We start from the raw sequence: 15,299 nt of genomic DNA, 5'->3' as shown, positions 1-15,299 counted from the left end.
CTAAAACGCCTCAATCTGCGCGGCGGATTCGGTGCCGCTGGGGCCTTTGAGCAGCACGCTATAGCTGGCGTTGGAATTGAACGGCGGGTCCAGATAGATCAGATCGACGCTTTCATCGCGGATGCTGTCGCGCAGAACCTTCAGGTTGTCGCCGTAATACAGATGATTGGTCATGCCCGCCCCGATGCTTGTCCCCATCCTAGCACGGCGGGGTTAAGCCAACCCTAACGGGTGCAGGGCGGGGGTCAAGCCGGGCGATGCGACCAAAGCCCCCCAACCCACCGCGCGACCAAAGTTCGGCGCAGCCCCCTCCGCCCCGCTGTGGGAGAGGGATGGGGTGGGGCGTTAAACACATTCAAAATATTGCATAAATCAACAATATCAATTACCTAATCCCCATTTCACGCGTGAAAACCCTCCCCTTTCCCGCCCCCCGATTCCCTTGTATATCCAGCGCATGACCCAGAACCCGCCCAGCCTCCGGCCAGACCTCGCCCGTTCCTTCGTTCCCGATACCCGTCGGGAGGGGCAGCCCACCATCGGCATGGTCTCCCTCGGCTGCCCCAAGGCCCTGGTGGACAGCGAACGCATCCTGACCCGCCTGCGGGCCGAGGGCTACGCGATCAGCCCGGACTATCAGGGGGCCGACGCGGTCATCGTGAACACCTGCGGCTTCCTGGACTCGGCCAAGGCCGAGTCTCTGGAAGCGATTGGCGAGGCCCTGCGGGAAAACGGCAAGGTCATCGTGACGGGTTGTCTGGGGGCCGAGCCGGATTACATCACCGGGGCCCATCCCAAAGTGATGGCCGTGACAGGCCCGCACCAATATGAGGCGGTTCTGGATGCCGTTCACGGGGCGGTCCCGCCCTCACCCGACCCATTCATCGACCTGCTGCCCGCCAGCGGCGTGACCCTGACCCCCCGCCATTACAGCTATCTGAAAATCTCCGAAGGCTGCAATCACAAGTGCAAATTCTGCATCATCCCTGACATGCGCGGCCGTCTTGTTTCACGCCCGGCCCATGCCGTGCTGCGCGAGGCGGAAAAACTGGTGCAGGCCGGCGTCAAGGAACTGCTAGTGATCAGCCAGGATACCAGCGCCTACGGGGTGGACCGGAAGCATGACCTGTCCCAGTGGAAAGACCGCGATGTCCGCGCCCATATCACCGATCTGGCCCGCGAAATGGGCCAGTTGGGTGCTTGGGTCCGCCTACATTATGTCTACCCTTACCCCCATGTCCGCGACCTGATCCCCCTGATGGCCGAGGGGTTGATCCTGCCCTATCTCGACATCCCCTTCCAACACGCCCATCCCGATGTTCTGCGCCGCATGGCCCGCCCCGCGGCGGCGGCGAAAACGCTGGACGAAATCGCCGCCTGGCGGGCCGCCTGCCCCGACATCACCCTGCGATCCACCTTTATCGTAGGCTATCCGGGCGAGACGGAGGCCGAATTCCAGACCCTTCTGGACTGGCTGGACGAGGCGCAACTGGATCGCGTCGGCTGCTTCCAGTATGAAAACGTCGCCGGGGCCCGGTCAAATGACCTGCCCGACCATGTGCCTGCCGAGGTGAAGCAAGACCGCTGGGACCGTTTCATGGAAAAGGCGCAAGCCATTTCCGAGGCAAAGCTGGCGGCCAAAGTCGGCCGGACCATCGATGTGATCGTGGACGAGGTGGACGACGAAGGGGCCACCTGCCGCACCAAGGCCGATGCGCCGGAAATCGACGGCAACCTGTTCATTGACGAGGGATTCGAAGGGCTTGTGCCGGGGGATATCGTCAAGGTGACGGTCGAAGAGGCCGGGGAATATGACCTGTGGGGGCGGCGGGTGTGACTGCGTCGGCAATTCGCCCCATAAGCCCAAAAGACCTGCCGGATTTGCTGGCTTTTCAACGTGAGACCCATGCCGAGCACCAGTCTCGACAGCCTGACCATTTTGGTCCAGCCGACGATTTTAACCGCTGGTCGCGTTGGCTGATCGCGGCTGCAAATCAACGAAAGATCGAAGGTTCCACTGCCGTTTGCTTTGTCTGGGACGAAGGGAACGGACCAATCGGCTATGTGTGCTTGGCTCAGCACAACCAGATAAAAGCACAGAACGCACATGACCGGACAGTCGACATCATGGATATCTTCGTTCGTTCTGATCATCGTCGTCAGGGGCTTGGAACCGCACTTTTAGACGCGGCGCTGAACTGGGCGCAGTCGACCGGAACCACTTTGATACAAGCTGTGGTATGGTGCCCGAACATCGCTTCAACCAAACTCTTCGCAGGTGCGGCTATTCCTGCCGCAGCGGCGCTTCATGCAAAAAGGCTCGCAAATACAATCCCCCATGCTGCTCCGGTCCGTAATGATATGAGGCTGATCAAGTGGGGATGGAAGCACCGGCTGGGATATGGCTTTAACATGCTTTGTATTGCAGGCTTGATAGCGTTTGCCATGCTAGCTTTTTTGACACGCTAAGCGCGGCAATGCCGCTTCTACTGGCTTTTCACCACATCAGATGCACTTGTTACACAATCGTTACCGCTAACCTTTTGCGCGCATTTTTTCCTGACATTCTATCCTTTTGCGCGAAATGGATAGTCAGGCCCGCAGGCCTTGCCTTATGCCTGAATCATCTGCGGGGCTTGTCCCGGTTCGATCCGACCCAGGGGAAAGACCGGCGGGCCGCAGTGCTGCTTTGTTAGCGAGTGGATGGGGTATGAGGGCGGTCTCCCCAGGGTCGCCCTCAGCCTGCCCTCAAGCGGACCGACGCAAGGCTTCCGACAAGGTTTCCGCAGGATATTCCCCGAAAGACTGCCGATAGGCTGCGGCAAAGCGGCTGACATGCGACACGCCGCAATCCAAAGCGATGCTGGTGACGGTATCGCCATGCTGGGCACAAAGCAGCCGGTGATGCGCCATGTCCAGACGGATGCGGTTCAGGGCATCGCGCGGCCCCATATGGCGGACCTGCTGAAAGGCCAGTTGCAGGCTGCGCAGGCTGATGCCCAGATTGCGGGCGATTTCGGCCATGGACAGCGGCTCTGCGGCGCGGGTCCGCATGATCTCTTCGGCCAAAAGCACGCGGTGGCGATGGGAACGCGGCTGGCGGTCGGGCAGATCGCCTTCGGTTTGCCCCAGAATAAGGTCGACCAGCCCATCGCTGGTCATGGCGGCCAGACCCTGCGCCGCCTTTGCGGGGGGAAGGCCCGCGTCATTGTCGCCCGTCAGATCATGAATATCGGCCAGCAGGCGGAACATCCGCGCCAGACCGGGGGCCTCGGCGCGAAAATTCAGACCGTCCGGCAGGCGAACCGAACCGGCCAAGGCGCGCAGCAGGGCCTCATGCGGGAAAACCAGCGCGAAGGCGTCGAAAGGTCCGATGACTTGGGTCGACCGGGTGGTCGGACCGAACAGCAGCCCGTTGCTTTGTGCGGCGTGCCATTGCGCATCGCCCAGACGCGACGACAGGCGACCACGCCGCGGCAGCAGCAAGGTGGTGCAATTGTCTTCGGTCAAATCGACCTGATGGCCGCTGGATTGCAGGCGCACGACCTTGGGCCCGTCGGTTCCCAATTGCAGCGCGGCAATGTCGATCTGACCGGCCTCGTCCGGAAGGGACAGGGACTGCAAAGCCCCAAACATCAGCGAATTGCGGCGACCCGCAGCAATGGACTGGCCGGTATGGCGCATGAACCGATAATCGAACATCAACACCTGCAACGTTTACGGACGGGCAGACGAACAATTGCCCGTTGCAATGGTTGCGGTCGGCGGTCCAGACGTCAAGCCCTGAAAACACTTTGGAAACCGCGACTAAAGGCTTGGAGGCGTGTCGGCGGAGGCAAAACCGTCCGATGGCAGGTCTTGAAGCTGCCTTGCAAGCGTCAGGAAAGCCTGCGCCAAATGGCGGGCGGTGGCGCGGCCCTTGTCGGCCGTGGCCAGATGCGCCTCGCCCACCACGCCCGCCGGATTCAGGTCAGAGGAGACCCATCCCAACGCGATGGGACCGATGGGGGAAATGGTGGCGGTTTCGGCTGTGGAGGGGAAATCGCGGACTTGGGTCATGTCTACAGTTTCGGGGCGGAAATGCAGCAAGAGCGAGGTTTCAAAGTCGCCGCCATGGATGCCAAAGCGGGTTTCCCGTTCGGAATACAGCCCCTCGGGCAGGCCAAGGGCCGTCCAGCCCAGACGGACGACCTGCATCCCTGCCTGCACGCGCAATTCGCGGGCGATGATCGAGATAAGGTCAGCATTGCCGCCATGGCTGTTGACGATGATCAGCTTTTTAATGCCCGCGCGGGCGATGGAGAGGCCGATTTCGACCCAAGCCTTCAGCGCGGTTTCGGCGGTCAGGGTCAGCGTTCCCTGCGCCCAAAGATGTTCGTTGGATTTGCCGATGGTTTGGATGGGCAGGATCAGCAGGTTCAGATCGGAGGGGCATTGCTGCCGCACTTCATCCAGAAGCCCCTTGGCGATCAGCGTGTCGGTACCGACGGGCAAATGGGGCCCGTGTTGTTCGACGGCGGCCACGGGCAGGATCGCGATGGTCTCTGGTGAGATATCGACGAACTCGGGAGCGCGGAGGTCAGTCCAGTTTCTGGCAGTCATGTTCTTCCCCTAGCGCAGCAAGCGGTCCAGTTTCGCCCCGACCCGTGTCAGATGCTTGGCGCGGCTTTCGGGGGTGGAACTGTCCATACGGTAATGGGCCGCAAAGGCCCGTTTCTTCCAAGGCTTGCACAGAAAGCCCACCCCGCGCGTCAGGGTGCGCTTGCCGGGCGCGCCGACAACTTGGGTCAAGAACCAGCTTGCACCGCAGGTGGTAAAGACGCCCAACCGTTCGATATGGCGCAATCCGGGGCGGATGTTTTTGTTCTGCGCATCGGGCATCATAAAGGCGACATCGGGCAAGAGCACGCGGTCCAACCAACCTTTCAGCATCGCCGGCAAGCCATACCACCAAGTGGGATAGACAAAGATCAGCGTGTCGCACCAACGCAGATCTTGCACCTCTTGCGCGACGGGGGCGAGGTTGTCGGGGCAGGTCAGATAGCCCTTCCATTCGTCCCAAGTCAGGACTGGGGAAAAACCGCTGCCATAGAGATCATGCAGCCGAACCTCGGCCCCTTTTGCCTGTAACTTACCCATGACCAAATCAAGGATGCCCTTGTTGAAACTGTCCTTGCAGGGATGGCAAAACACCACCAACGCCTTCATTGCTAAAGCCTCTCACTGTCGTTGCAACGTGGCAGAATAGCCGCGCCGCTTGTCCGGATCGCACCTATCCACAGGGTGTTTGGATGATCCGAACGTCTTTCCTTGCCCTTTTTGCGCGCTAGGCCCGGCGCATATCGGCATAGTCATACATACGGGCATAGTCCCAATCGGGCCTGTCCCAGGTGATCATCTTGCCGGGATTGAGCAATCCCTTTGGGTCCGCCTGCCGTTTGAAATCCAGTTGAACGGAATCGACCGACTGCCGTCCGCCTTCCTCTAGCGTATAGCGGTGCGGGTTGAAGATCATCGCCCCCGCAGCCTCATGCGCTTTGATGATGGCGTCGAGGCGTTCCTCGCTGGTGAATTTCACCAAGGTCAGGCCCGCGAACATTGAGCGCCCGTTTTCGCGCATCGCTTCCAGATGCTGGATCAACTCACCGGGAAACTGGGCGCGGATGGCGGCGATCTGCGCCGCATAATCCCCCGGCGCATAGCGCACTTGCAGATAGGTGATTGAGGGGTCCACCTTCAGCGCCCGCAGGGTGGTGTGGTTCCAGCCATATTCAAACACCGCCCCCGGTTCGCGCGGCCAGTCATGGGCATCGCTGCGGAAGATGACCTTGGCACTGGGAAAGCGGGCGAGAAAGGTCAGAAAACCATCCATCGACTGCGGCGCGATCATCAGCCCCAGCAAGTGATCCGCCGCATCGACATGGGGGGCGACGCGCTGGAAGTAATCCTTGGCGGTCGGCGCTTCATAGACCGAGATCAGCTTTTTCAGAATGCCGTCCTGATCGGCCAGCCCCCCCGCCAGCGCCACGGCCTGATCCCAATCGGGCAGGGTGACAAAGATTTCCACCCAGTCATAGGCCGGGGCGAGGGGCATTTCGACTTCGGTGATGATGCCATTCGTGCCATAGGCGTGGCTGACGCGGTGCAGTTCTTCGCCCGTAAATTCCAGCACGCGCGGCTCGGCCTCCATCGTCACCACGCGCAGGCGCAGGATGTTGCCTAGGTCGCGCAGAACGCCCCAGGTGACGGACCCCACGCCCCCCGAGCCGCCGCCGATAAAGCCGCCGATGGTCGCCGTGGCCCAGGTGGAGGGATGCATCCGCAATTCCTGCCCCGAATGTTTGCGGGTGGCGGCGTCCAGATCCTTGATGAGGCAGCCGGGTTCCACGATCACCCGGCCCGGATGCACAGATTTGACTGCGGTCATATTTTTCATGTGCAGGACCACGCCGCCCCGCATCGGCATGGCCTGCCCGTAATTGCCCGTGCCAGAACCGCGCACGGTGACCGGCGCGTCATGGGCGAACGCGGCGCGCAGGATGCGGATCACCTCGGCCTCATCGCGGGGAGAGATGACCAGATCGGCGGTCAGGTGGTCCATCCGGGCCTTCAGCACCGGGGAATACCAAAAGAAATCGCGGCTTTTGGCGCGGATGCTAGTGGGGTTGTCGTCAATCTCCAGATCGGCCAATTCGGCGCGAAAGGCTTGCAGGTTCATGGGCGGTCCATCAAATCATCAAGTTCGGCATAGTCGGGCAAGGTCCGGTCGATCTGTTCGCCGCCGCGCAGGACGATGCGGTCGGATTGCGGGCGGGACAGCAGTTCTGACCAATCGCGGGCCTTGAAGATCACCAGATCGGCGGGGGCACCGATGGCGAGCGAAGGGGCCTTAAAGCCGCAGGCTTGGGCAGGGTTCGACAGGATGGATTGCACCCAATCCGGCGCGGAATGGTCCAGATGGCCGATGCGCGTCGCCTCGCGCAGCACCTCCAGCATATCCATATCGCCATAGGCATAGAACGGGTCGCGGGTGTTGTCGGAGGCAAAGCTGACGTTGATATCGCGGACGCGCATCTCGTGGACAAGGGTGATGCCACGCATACGCGGCGTGCGGGCGGCATGGCGGTCTTGCAGATAAAGATTGCACATCGGCAGGCTGACGACGTTCAGCCCGGCCTTGGCCACAAGGTCCAGCGTGTCCATCGCGGTGGCTTCGTCCATGGCAGAAACGGAACAGCAATGGCCCACCACAACGGGGGCGGCAAAGCCGGTTTCGATCACCGCCTCGGCAATTTCACGCAGGGTGTTGGAGGTATGGTCCAGGGTTTCATCGACATGGAAATCAACGGAAAGGCCGCGTTCACCGGCCATTTGCAGGAATTGGCGAATGCGCAGGGCGATGTCGGGAACGGGATAGGTGACCATGCCCAGAACGCCGCGATGGCGGGCCACCAGATCAGCGGTTTGGCGGAACGGGCCATCGGTGGAAAAGCCCTCACACCCAATCAGGCAGACGGCTTGCAGATCCATCCGCCCCGCCCATTCGTCGCGCATTTCGGCAAAGACGGGCCAAGAGATGTCGTCTTGCGGCGGGGCGCTGTCGAGATGGGTGCGGATCGCCCGCGTGCCATGGGCAAAGGCTGTGCGCAGGGAAAAATCCATGCGGCGGCGGACATCGGCGGCGGTCCAGCGGGCGGCGCTGTCGGCGCGGACGGTGGTGAGCGCGCCCATGAAAGTGCCATCGGGGTTGGGCGAGCGGGGCCAGATATGGCCCTTGTCCAGATGGCTGTGCATGTCGACAAAACAGGGCAGAACCATCGCCCCCTTCATATCCAGCCCCATGGGCTGTTCGGCGGCGATGGCCCCGCCCGATACCGAGATATTCGTGCGGATCAGATCGCCGGGCAGGCCCAGCAGGCAGGCGGGGACCGTCACATTTTCCAGCGTATAGGCCCCGTGGGGCAGTTGCATGAAATCGGTCATCTTTCCCGCCGGATCGCTGATTCATGCCATTTGTGCAGAAGCGCCCAAGACAGGGCCGAGGTCGCTGCATAGATCAGGACGCCCACAACGGCGACAAGGATCATGGCGGCGAACATGCGGGGGACGTTCAGGCGATACGACGCCTCCAAGATGCGGAAGGCGAGGCCGGAAGAGGTGCCGGAAATGCCCACGACATATTCGGCGACAATCGCGCCCACCAGCGACAGGCCGCCCGCGATGCGCAGGCCGCCCAGGAAATAGGGCAAGGCCCAGGGCAGTTGCAGATGAATCAGGCGTTGCCAGCGGCTGGCCCTGTAAATCTGGAACAGGTCGGTCAGGTTGTGATCCGTCGATTTCAGGCCAAGGGTGGTGTTGGACAGGATCGGAAAGAAGGCCACGATCCAGGCGCAGATCAGAACACGGGCCAGCGGAGCCTCGACATACAGAAAGATCAGGGGGGCCAGGGCAATCAGCGGCGTGACTTGCAGGATGACGGCATAGGGCAGGAAAATGCGTTCTGCCGTGGAGCTTTGGTTGAACAGGATGGCAAGGCCAACACCCCCCAGCACGGCCACGCCCAAGGCCATGGCGGTGATTTTCAGTGTGACCCAAAGTGCCACGCCCAGCATTTGCCAATCCACCAGCAACTGATTGGCGACGCGGGCGGGGCTGGGCAGTTGGTAATGCGGGATGTCATAGGCCCAGACATACAGCGCCCAAGCACCGATGCTGGCCACCACGGCCAGCGCCGGGATCAGCCAGCGCATGATGCGGTCGCGGCGGGCGATCTGGGCGCGGGCCAGTTCGTCGCTGTCCACCGGAGTGGCGGTTTCCAGAACCATCGTCATGCGGCCTCCATCGCGTGACCCAAGGCGCCGGACACATCCCGCGTCAGAGCGGCATATTCGGCCGAGGTGCGGAACGCCAAGTCGCGGGTGGCGGCGGGCACCGCAATTTCCTGCACCACCCGGCCGGGACGGGCGGCCATCACCACGATCCGGTCGGACAGGAATACGCTTTCAAAGACGGAATGGGTGACGAAAATCACCGTGCAGCCAATCTGCGCCTTCATCGCCAGCAGGTCGTCGTTCAGCTTTTGCCGGGTGATTTCATCCAAGGCGGCAAAGGGTTCGTCCATCAGAATCAGTCTTGGCCGTGTCACCATCGCCCGCGCGATGCTGACCCGCATTTTCATGCCGCCCGACAATTCTCGGGGATAGGCCGCGGCGAAACCGTCCAGTCCGACCAAGGCCAGCGCCTCATGCACCCGGTCCTTGACGCTGGCAAAGCTTTCGCCGCGCAGGCGCAGGGGCAGCCAGACGTTCTTTTCCACCGTCGCCCAAGGCATCAGCGTGGGTTCCTGAAACACGACGCCCAGATCGCCCGGCCTTTGCCCGCCGGGCCAGAGGATCCGGCCCTGGGTCGGTGGCATCAGCCCCGCCATCAGCCGCAGGGCAGTGGATTTGCCACAGCCCGAAGGCCCCAGAAGCGAAATGAAATCGCCTTCATTCACCGTCAGGTTCATCGCCTGCAAGGCCATGACCTGCCCGTTGAACACTTTGGTCACACCCTGCATCTGCAACACGGCCGCCCCTTCGCCGCTCATCCCGCAACCCGTCACTGCAAAATTCGGGCGGGGGGAATACCCCGCCCGCAGAACCCATCAGGGTTTCAGATCAAGGCCTACGCCCTGATTGACGAATTGCAGGGTATAGCCTGCCTTGATGTCCAGACCTTCAGGAAGGGCTCCAACCTCAACCATCTTGGCGTAAAAGTCGGCCATCTTTTCGTCGGTCATCGCGCCGATTCCCATGGTTTCGGTATCGCCGGAATCCACGATCCCATATTCCTTCATGGCATTCACGCCGTAAGCAATCGCCTCATCCGACATTTCCGGGTTGTCGGCTTTGATCAGCGCATTCGCCGCCGTGTTGTCCCCATACAGGTAGTTGTACCAGCCCTTGGCCGAACCATCGACGAAGCATTTCACGACCTCGGGCTTTTCAGCAATGGTCGGGGCCATGGTTTCGATGGTCGTCGAATAGGCGGTATAGCCTGCGTCGGCCATCAGGAAGACATCGGGTTTCCAGCCGGTTTCCTTTTCGACAAAGAAGGGTTCTGACGAGAGGTACCCCTGCATCCCCCAGTTTTCATTGGCGATGAGGGGGGCAGCGCTGAAGGTATAGACCTCGCGCTGTTCGGGTTTGAAACCATAGGCTTTTTGCATCCAGGCCCAGAAAGTGATGACCCCTGCGTCACCGATCAGCAGTTTGTCCAGCTTGACCAGATCGGCAAAGGTCTCGGCTTTGCCGGGGTGGGTGACGATAACCTGCGGGTCTTTCTGGAAGATGGCCGACACGGCGACGACAGGCACGCCCTCTTGCACCGCCATAAAGGCATCCAGCGACGAGCCGCCCATGGAAAACTCGATCTGCCCCGCCAAAAGCGAGGCGCGGTTGTTCACCTGCGGGCCACCGGGAACGATGGTCACATCCAGCCCGCAGGCGGCATAGGTGCCATCGGCGGCGGCCTGATAAAAGCCGCCATGTTCGGCCTGAGCCACCCAGTTTGTGCCGAATTTGACGGCGGTGTTCTGGGCCATGGCCGTCGTTCCAAGGGCAATAAGGCCGGTCGTCAAAAGCAATCTTTGGACAAGCATTGGGGCAATCTCCGCTGTTGGTCTTTTCGCCTCAAGCTAGGCCTTCGCGGGCCATGGGCGAGTCGATTGGGTGAATTGTGGGGCGGGCAGAGTGGTTTTGCTATAGAAAGATGCACGACGAGGTGAGACTTGCCCGAATTTCCGGCATCATGGCAGAAAAGGCGTGTCCACTTGCCGGAACTTGCCACCATTTTCGGCGTCGAGGGGCAAAAAGAACCACCCTTGAGTCGGAGCCGCCATGCGCATGTTGAACCCACCCACGATCCGCCCGCCCTTTGCCCGCTATGCGCATGGGGTCGAAGTTTCGCCCGGCGCGCGGCTGGTGGTGACCTCGGGGCAATTGGGCATCGCGGCCGATGAAAGCGTGCCCGAGGGTGCCCGCGCGCAGGCCGATCTCTGCTTTGCCAACTGCGCGGCGATTTTGGCCGAGGCGGGGATGGGTGCGGCTGATGTGATCCGTATCAACGCCTATGTCACCGACCGGGCGCATATGGCGGGTTATATGGCCGCAAGGGATGCGTGGCTGGCGGGGGTGGAGCGTTTGCCCGCCTCAACGCTGGTCATCGTCAGCGGATTTACGCGGGCCGAATTTCTGGTGGAGGTTGAGGTGACGGCCGCGAAAGAGTCGGGGTGAACCCCGGCCTACCGCCCCACCCCTTCAAACCCGACGAACCCCGCCGCCAGAACCTCATCCCGGTCATAAACATTCCGCAAATCGACCATCCGCGCCGCGTTCATCTTGCGGGCCAGCTTACCCAGATCCAACGCGCGGAATTCGTTCCACTCGGTCAGAAGCACCACAAGATCGGCCCCCTGCCCCGCCTGATAGGCGTTTTCGACCCATTTCACGCCGGGCAGCAGTGCCTCGCCCTCGCGCTGGCCTTCGGGGTCGGTGACGCGGACTTTGGCCCCTGCCCCCACCAAAGCGGGCACGATGGTCAGGCTGGGAGCATCGCGCATGTCGTCGGTGTTGGGTTTGAAGGTCACGCCCAGCACGGCGACTGTCTTGCCGGCGGGCGCACCATCCAAAGCCTCAAAGATCTTGTCGATCATCCGCCGCTTGATTTCCTCGTTCACCTTGATCACGGTTTCGGTGATCTGCATCGGCACCCCCACCTCTTGCCCGATGCGGGCGAGGGCCTTGGTATCCTTGGGGAAACAGCTGCCGCCGTAACCCGGCCCGGCATGCAGGAATTTCGCGCCGATGCGGCCATCTAGCCCCATGCCTTTCGACACGGCTTTCACATCCGCCCCCACCCTTTCGCAAAGGGCTGCAATTTCGTTGATGAAGGTGATTTTGGTCGCAAGGAAAGCGTTGGCCGCATATTTGATCATTTCGGCCGTTTCCAGCCCGGTATAAACCACCGGAAATTCGCGCAAGAATAGGGGTTTGTAGATATCCGCCATCACCTTGCGCGCGGGCTCCGATTCCACGCCTACGACCACGCGGTCGGGCCGCATGAAATCATCAATCGCCGCCCCTTCGCGCAGGAATTCGGGGTTTGACGCAACATCAAATTCGACCTTGGCCTGCCGTCCGACGGCCTCGGCCACCTTGCGGTTGGTCCCCACCGGAACCGTCGATTTCGTGACCACAACGGCATAATCGGTCAAGGCTGCGCCGATTTCCTCGGCGGCGGCCATCACATAGGTCAAATCGGCATGGCCATCGCCCCGCCGCGTGGGCGTGCCGACGGCGATAAAGACCGCCCCCGCGCCATCGACGGCAGCCTTCAAATCGGTGGTAAAGGTCAGACGTCCGGCAGCCACGTTGCGTGCCATCAGATCCTCAAGACCAGGTTCAAAAATCGGAACCTCGCCGGACTGGAGCCGCGCGATTTTGGTGGGATCTTTGTCGACGCAGATCACGTCATGCCCAAAATCCGAAAAGCAGACGCCGGACACCAGCCCGACATAGCCCGTTCCGATCATCGCGATTCGCATCTGTCCAGCCTCCGGCGGGCGGCATTGCCCGCCGGTCTGTCTAGGAACTGGCCCCCGCCCTGTCAAAGGGGGGTCAGTAATCCGTTTCGATGTAGTGGCTGAAAATTTTCATGCCAATGACTGAGGAAGTCCCCCCAACCGAGTAATAGCTATGCGGCGTAATGGCTGTCCCCAGTGTTGGAATATCGGTTGTAATCGTACCGTTCGCCTGCGCGCCCGAGAGAAGATCGGTGACCCGATATCCCACCGACTGACTGGGCCCCGGCGGCGAAAAAAGGGCGATCTCGTAGACAGCCGAGCGGTCGGTTATTGGTACCGGGAAGCTGGAGCCAAGATCTATCTTTGTTGCGGTTCCAGAGCCGTCATTGTGGATCATCTGGATATTTGCATCGGCTGAATCCCAACCCATGCCGATGATGTTCAGCAGGCTGGAGGGCTGGACATCTGTAGAGGCACTGGTCGAACCCATACCCGCGAAGGCGCGGTTTGTTGCGGTGGCAACGCCAGTTGCGGGCCCCCAGCGCAAAATCGACGTGAAACCACCGTCACCGGGATTGCTGCCTCCCACTGTCCATTGCGCGGCCGCACCGCGGAACCCCACAACCGCCGACGTGGCCGCTGTCGTCACCAAATATTCCAGACCGCGCATACGGGCATAGCGATTGGTTGTCGCAAAATTATGTGTCGTACCGGTGCCGAGCGTCGAGTATGCTATTCCGAATGAGGTCGCTGTTGTGCTGTTGCCGTTGGGCATGAACATGCCCACCCGGTTCGTCGCCAGCAGTGCCTGGATGGTTGTATCAAGCCCAGAAGGGCCGATCACAGCAGGCAACATTCTTCCCGCAACAGATCGTGCAAACAGCGCCATGTTGCCTGCGACTGGCGTAGCAGGGGTGGATTGGGCCGGAAATGTCAAGGGATGGACAATCGTCAGCCCCCCATCACTTGCCATGGTCAAACCCTCGTTCCAAGCCGAGCCATCTGGCGAGGCTCGCAACGTAAATGCGTTTGATCCGATCAAGCCCAGTTCGGCCCGGGCGGTGCCAGCCGACTGAAGTTGCAGAACCGCGTCCGAAGCGCCACCGCTTTTGTTGATCAAGAGGCTGTGGCTGCCACCTTCATGCGCCAGCAAGGTTTCTGATGCGCTGACCGCCAACCGACGGGTGGGGCTGGGGGTCGCGTTCAGACCCAACATCTGAGCGTTGGCCGATCCAGCGACCAAAAAATTGCCGCTGGCGCTTTCCACTGTCCAAGTGGCACCATTCGCAGAAACAACAACGTCGCCCTTGTCACCATCCGAAACAGCACCGCCGGTGGACGACAAAGTGCCTCCGGCAAAGCTGAGATTTGCGCCAATGGCGACAGGTGACCAAGTCTCAATCCCGCTCCGATAGTAGATCGTATTGGTGCCTGTCACTGCGGCCAAGGCGGTAAGATCACCGTCCAATGGCTGTTTGTTGGCCAGATCAGCGACCAGATTGGTCACAGTCGATTGCGGTTGGCTGCCTGTATGGTTGGATCGGCTCAGCAATGCGGCATCGGTGCTGTTCGCTGTGGCACCGCTGGCAATACCTGTCAATTTGCTGAAATCTCCGGCGGCCATTAGCCCGGCATTTCCGGCATCAGCCAAGGGCAGGACAACGTCAGCACCTGAACTTGAGGCCAACAAGCGGCTGGCCGCCGTGTAGCTGAGGTCTGTGCCCCCAACAGCACCGTCGAGTTGAACGTTGGCTCCGGCCACCCGGGCAAATACGCCTGTCGTCGTGACCCATAGATCGCCGTCTAGGGGCGCCGTCGGTGCGACACCGGGCGCCAGATTGATCCCGGCAGAACCGCTTGTGGATGCGGCGGTCCCAATTTTGGCCGCGAAAATCTTGGCACCGGTAAAGGTTTGCACGCCGGACAAAAGTGCCAATTCGCCGCTCGTGTTCGGCAAACTATAGCTGCGGTTTGTACCGCTTGTCAGGCCAGACAGGTTGAAACTGGCCGACTTGGTCGGATCGCTGCCGTCGCGCAGTGAAAAGCCATTGGCCAAAACACCACCGGGCAGCGACAACTGCCCGCTAGACGTTGCAGACAGCGCGGTCGCGAAGCTGACACCATCGCCTGAGACTTTCAGCGAGAAGCCGTCGCTGCCCATCGTCCCTATCTCTGCCCGTCCCGAAAAACCCGTCTGAAAAATAAGGCTCGCCGACTCGGCCGGGGCTGTCTTGTTGATCTTCAATTGATGACCTGCCCCGTCATGGTTCAGCAATGTTGCGGGCGCGGATATGGTCAAGCGGTTTGTCGCATCGGCCGTCGCGTTGATTCCCAATTGCGACACGACGGAGGACATACCTGCAATGCTCCAGGCGGCCCCGTTGAACACGGCAACTCCGTCTTCGGCGGTGATGTAGGCCTGCCAGCCAGGTTTTGGCGCGACATAGTCCCAGCCATCGGCGGTAAACACCGCAACTTGCGCTGACTTTCCTGCCCAGGCGCCCTCGGCTCCGTCCGAGATGATGTAGCGCTCACCCACCGTTGGGTTGGCTGGGGGGAACGTGCGGGTGCGGTTTGTTACCGCCAGCTGAACGGCCACATCCAAGAGGCGCAAGGCCTCGTTGTGGGTCACGTGTTTTTGCGCCTGTGAAGGCATAATCAGGGGCAGCGACAGGATCGCCGTTTGGTCAGACATCAGAACCTCCGCAGAACGCCATTGATCCGCGAAGCTAGA

Annotated in this window: 14 protein-coding genes; 3 read left to right on the top strand and 11 right to left on the bottom strand. The window is 61.1% G+C overall.

The window, feature by feature from the left end; genetic code table 11:
* The gene (locus tag IE095_RS03820) at positions 1 to 174 is read right to left on the bottom strand and encodes a class I SAM-dependent methyltransferase (RefSeq protein ID WP_229804484.1); all 174 of its coding nucleotides are present in this window, start codon (positions 172 to 174) and stop codon (positions 1 to 3) included.
* A gap of 283 nt (positions 175 to 457) precedes the next feature.
* Here IE095_RS03820 and rimO point away from each other — a divergent pair, with 283 nt between their 5' ends.
* A complete protein-coding gene (gene rimO / locus IE095_RS03815; protein ID WP_189410298.1) occupies positions 458 to 1,837 on the top strand; it encodes a 30S ribosomal protein S12 methylthiotransferase RimO in 1,380 nt (459 codons plus the stop codon).
* Entirely contained in the window at positions 1,834 to 2,469 is a 636-nt protein-coding gene (locus IE095_RS03810) for a GNAT family N-acetyltransferase (RefSeq protein WP_189410297.1), read from the top strand. The genes rimO and IE095_RS03810 overlap by 4 nt, the downstream gene beginning before the upstream one ends.
* A 279-nt stretch (positions 2,470 to 2,748) precedes the next feature.
* On the opposite strand, the gene IE095_RS03805 is transcribed toward IE095_RS03810, so the two are convergent.
* The 8 genes from IE095_RS03805 to IE095_RS03770 form a co-directional block, all read right to left on the bottom strand.
* Positions 2,749 to 3,702: a helix-turn-helix transcriptional regulator gene (locus IE095_RS03805; RefSeq protein ID WP_189410296.1), complete on the bottom strand. Its 954-nt coding sequence runs from the start codon at positions 3,700 to 3,702 to the stop codon at positions 2,749 to 2,751.
* Between the two features lie 105 nt (positions 3,703 to 3,807).
* Complete coding sequence (locus IE095_RS03800; RefSeq protein ID WP_189410295.1) at positions 3,808 to 4,602, bottom strand: creatininase family protein; 795 nt, start codon at positions 4,600 to 4,602, stop codon at positions 3,808 to 3,810.
* A 9-nt stretch (positions 4,603 to 4,611) separates the two neighbouring features.
* Positions 4,612 to 5,208, bottom strand: coding sequence for an NAD(P)H-dependent oxidoreductase (locus IE095_RS03795; RefSeq protein ID WP_189410294.1), 597 nt, complete (start codon positions 5,206 to 5,208; stop codon positions 4,612 to 4,614).
* A 118-nt stretch (positions 5,209 to 5,326) separates the two neighbouring features.
* Positions 5,327 to 6,718, bottom strand: a complete 1,392-nt coding sequence (locus IE095_RS03790; protein ID WP_189410293.1) for an FAD-binding oxidoreductase — start codon at positions 6,716 to 6,718, stop codon at positions 5,327 to 5,329.
* A complete protein-coding gene (locus IE095_RS03785) occupies positions 6,715 to 7,983 on the bottom strand; it encodes a cytosine deaminase (RefSeq protein ID WP_189410292.1) in 1,269 nt (422 codons plus the stop codon). The genes IE095_RS03790 and IE095_RS03785 overlap by 4 nt, the downstream gene beginning before the upstream one ends.
* Positions 7,980 to 8,831, bottom strand: coding sequence for an ABC transporter permease (locus tag IE095_RS03780; RefSeq protein WP_189410291.1), 852 nt, complete (start codon positions 8,829 to 8,831; stop codon positions 7,980 to 7,982). The genes IE095_RS03785 and IE095_RS03780 overlap by 4 nt, the downstream gene beginning before the upstream one ends.
* A complete protein-coding gene (locus IE095_RS03775; protein ID WP_229804482.1) occupies positions 8,828 to 9,589 on the bottom strand; it encodes an ABC transporter ATP-binding protein in 762 nt (253 codons plus the stop codon). Before IE095_RS03775 ends, IE095_RS03780 begins: the two co-directional genes overlap by 4 nt.
* Positions 9,590 to 9,646: 57 nt before the next feature.
* Positions 9,647 to 10,585 carry an ABC transporter substrate-binding protein gene (locus IE095_RS03770; RefSeq protein ID WP_229804476.1) on the bottom strand — a complete coding sequence of 313 codons (939 nt, stop codon included), beginning with the start codon at positions 10,583 to 10,585 and terminating at the stop codon, positions 9,647 to 9,649.
* 295 nt (positions 10,586 to 10,880) lie between these two features.
* On the opposite strand from IE095_RS03770, the gene IE095_RS03765 reads away from it, so the two are divergent.
* Complete coding sequence (locus tag IE095_RS03765) at positions 10,881 to 11,276, top strand: RidA family protein (RefSeq protein ID WP_189410289.1); 396 nt, start codon at positions 10,881 to 10,883, stop codon at positions 11,274 to 11,276.
* A gap of 8 nt (positions 11,277 to 11,284) precedes the next feature.
* Here the strand turns inward: IE095_RS03765 and IE095_RS03760 are convergent, their stop codons facing one another.
* On the bottom strand, positions 11,285 to 12,586 hold the full coding sequence (locus IE095_RS03760; protein ID WP_189410288.1) for a UDP-glucose dehydrogenase family protein: 1,302 nt from the start codon (positions 12,584 to 12,586) through the stop codon (positions 11,285 to 11,287).
* A 73-nt stretch (positions 12,587 to 12,659) separates the two neighbouring features.
* Positions 12,660 to 15,260 carry a DUF2793 domain-containing protein gene (locus tag IE095_RS03755; protein ID WP_189410287.1) on the bottom strand — a complete coding sequence of 867 codons (2,601 nt, stop codon included), beginning with the start codon at positions 15,258 to 15,260 and terminating at the stop codon, positions 12,660 to 12,662.
* Positions 15,261 to 15,299: the final 39 nt, after the last annotated feature.

It is taken from the genome of Neogemmobacter tilapiae (genome assembly GCF_014652215.1).
Lineage (GTDB): Bacteria > Pseudomonadota > Alphaproteobacteria > Rhodobacterales > Rhodobacteraceae > Neogemmobacter > Neogemmobacter tilapiae.
Note: the sequence above shows the minus strand (reverse complement) of the source record. Positions and strands in the feature narration are given on the sequence as shown.

Coding starts and splice junctions, on each gene's coding strand:
- IE095_RS03820 (WP_229804484.1), bottom strand. CDS start 174: ATGACCAATCATCTGTATTACGGCGACAACCTGAAGGTTCTGCGCGAC.
- rimO (WP_189410298.1), top strand. CDS start 458: ATGACCCAGAACCCGCCCAGCCTCCGGCCAGACCTCGCCCGTTCCTTC.
- IE095_RS03805 (WP_189410296.1), bottom strand. CDS start 3,702: ATGTTCGATTATCGGTTCATGCGCCATACCGGCCAGTCCATTGCTGCG.
- IE095_RS03800 (WP_189410295.1), bottom strand. CDS start 4,602: ATGACTGCCAGAAACTGGACTGACCTCCGCGCTCCCGAGTTCGTCGAT.
- IE095_RS03795 (WP_189410294.1), bottom strand. CDS start 5,208: ATGAAGGCGTTGGTGGTGTTTTGCCATCCCTGCAAGGACAGTTTCAAC.
- IE095_RS03790 (WP_189410293.1), bottom strand. CDS start 6,718: ATGAACCTGCAAGCCTTTCGCGCCGAATTGGCCGATCTGGAGATTGAC.
- IE095_RS03785 (WP_189410292.1), bottom strand. CDS start 7,983: ATGACCGATTTCATGCAACTGCCCCACGGGGCCTATACGCTGGAAAAT.
- IE095_RS03780 (WP_189410291.1), bottom strand. CDS start 8,831: ATGACGATGGTTCTGGAAACCGCCACTCCGGTGGACAGCGACGAACTG.
- IE095_RS03775 (WP_229804482.1), bottom strand. CDS start 9,589: ATGAGCGGCGAAGGGGCGGCCGTGTTGCAGATGCAGGGTGTGACCAAA.
- IE095_RS03770 (WP_229804476.1), bottom strand. CDS start 10,585: ATGGCCCAGAACACCGCCGTCAAATTCGGCACAAACTGGGTGGCTCAG.
- IE095_RS03765 (WP_189410289.1), top strand. CDS start 10,881: ATGCGCATGTTGAACCCACCCACGATCCGCCCGCCCTTTGCCCGCTAT.
- IE095_RS03760 (WP_189410288.1), bottom strand. CDS start 12,586: ATGCGAATCGCGATGATCGGAACGGGCTATGTCGGGCTGGTGTCCGGC.
- IE095_RS03755 (WP_189410287.1), bottom strand. CDS start 15,260: ATGTCTGACCAAACGGCGATCCTGTCGCTGCCCCTGATTATGCCTTCA.